At 40.7% G+C, this 1,625-nt stretch carries 1 protein-coding gene; it reads right to left on the reverse strand.

The genetic code is table 11. From position 1 onward, the window contains the following. Positions 1 to 289: 289 nt before the first annotated feature. Positions 290 to 1,504: an IS256 family transposase gene (locus WKT09_RS13600; RefSeq protein ID WP_340416549.1), complete on the reverse strand. Its 1,215-nt coding sequence runs from the start codon at positions 1,502 to 1,504 to the stop codon at positions 290 to 292. Positions 1,505 to 1,625 lie beyond the last annotated feature (121 nt).

A 1,625-nucleotide genomic window follows, 5' to 3' on the forward strand; every position in this document is an offset into this window, starting at 1 on the left:
GGGTGTGTCAATAATTTTGTGTAAATAACCCTATTTCCAGTAGATAAGTCAGCCTGTTAATTTTACTTGTTAAAATTTCTATTTAGGTTAAACACAGAGCCACAGCGGTAGCTGCTTGTCCTTGACCTTGTTCCTTTTCTTAGTTCTTGCTGGTTGGGTTCAGGGACCCGGCCAGCGAGAACTAAGAAAAGATCGGTCGTGGTATGGATTGGTGTGCGGATGAAGTCCCTGCACAGGGCTTTATTTTTTCCATCCGCCAACCTACACACCACCACGACCGTAAACAAGGTCAAGGATGGCGAATTGGTGCTAGAGCTTCATCTTCCAGTGCTTCAAACATCTGTATCAATTCTGATTTTGCCTTTTCAAAGCCGCGATGACAACGCATGCCAAACTTGTGATTATAGTCTAAAAACCGTGTCACAAGAAAACGTTCTAGGGATTCTTCATTTGGAAATTGTTCTTTGCGTTTGACATATCGTTTGATTTCTTTGTTAAAGGCTTCAATTAAGTTTGTCGAGTAGATACTGCGACGTATGGAAGCTGGAAAATCATAAAACGTTAAGATCTGTTCGTTGTTCATCACAGATTCAATGACACGTGGATAAGGCTTTTCCCATTTGCCTTGCATTTGTTCTAAGGCTTCTATAGCTTCTTCACGGTTTTTCGCTTGGTAAACGGCTTTAAAATCATCGAGAATGGCTGCACGATCTTTTACACGTACTTTACTGGAAATGTTTCGAGCGACATGTACACAGCACACTTGATGTTTCGCCTTTGGATAGACACGGTGAATGCTATCTGTCATCCCTGGCAATCCATCGGAAATGAAGAGAAGAACGTTTTCTACTCCTCGCTCATGTAGGCATTGGAGGAGTTCTTCCCATACGTGCGAAGACTCTGTTGGTGCAATGGTAAAGTCTAAAACTTCTTTGTTTCCTTCTTCTGTAATACCAATAGCGATGTAGACAGCTTCTTTTTCAACTGTTTGACGTCGAACCGGAATATGAGTGGCATCCAAGTAAATGCACACATAGCGTTCTTCCAGTTTTCGTTCATGGAAAGCCTGCACGTCTTCAGAAACAAGTTGCGTTAGGTTCGAAACCGTTTGTTTGGAATAGTGATGTCCATACATTCGCTCAATGAGATGAGCGATTTCATTTGTCGTAATCCCCTTTTCATAAAGGTGAATGACAAACTGTTCCAGCGTATCATTAGAACGCTTATAAGGAGCTATTGTTTGTTGTTGGAACTGGCCATTACGGTCTCTAGGGATACGAAGGTGTAGTTCTCCGTATTCGGTTTTAAACGTACGATCGTAGTAGCCATTACGGGAATTGCCGGAATGAAAACCTTCTCGATCATAAGGCTCATAGTCTAAAAAGACAGTTAATTCATGTTTCAACAGCTGATTGATAGCTGTTTCCAAATGATGACGAAAAACTTCTTCGATATCTTGTTTTTGTGCTAGTGCTTCGATTAAATCTGTAGTAAGATGATTCATAGGGAAGACCTCTTTTCTGTGAATTTTGTCGGCTAACTTTATTCTACAGAAAGGGTCTTCCTTTTTCTATGAACATCATTCAGTGCACATTTCTATTTACACAAAATATTTTACACTCTCA

This window comes from Pseudogracilibacillus sp. ICA-222130 (assembly GCF_037892545.1).
Classification (GTDB): Bacteria; Bacillota; Bacilli; order Bacillales; family Amphibacillaceae; genus Pseudogracilibacillus.